Genomic DNA, 268 nt, shown 5'->3' with positions numbered 1-268 from the left:
ACAGAACTACATGATTTTCTTGCATGCTTGCGATCACCTCTATCGGGAGATCATGCGCCCCATGAGCAACGGCATTGCCCAATAGGTTTGAAAGCAATTGCCCCATTCTCCCAGCATCACAGAAGACCCCAGGTGAAATGATCACCTCTTGACGGATTTTGACGTTGGGATGACTCATCATGATTTCATTGATGACAGCAATAAAAATGTCACCCAGGTTGTCCACCAAAGTCCGTTTGACAGGAATGCCTCCCCCCAGCTTTCCTCG

1 pseudogene is annotated in these 268 nt (G+C 48.1%); it reads right to left on the bottom strand.

From position 1 onward, the window contains the following. Window positions 1-226: pseudogene (locus SB771_RS34780) on the bottom strand (sensor histidine kinase); the annotation flags it as partial. Between the last annotated feature and the right edge of the window lie 42 nt (window positions 227-268).

This window comes from Burkholderia sp. SIMBA_051 (assembly GCF_046534915.1).
GTDB classification, from domain to species: domain Bacteria; phylum Pseudomonadota; class Gammaproteobacteria; order Burkholderiales; family Burkholderiaceae; genus Burkholderia; species Burkholderia ambifaria.
Note: the sequence above shows the minus strand (reverse complement) of the source record. Positions and strands in the feature narration are given on the sequence as shown.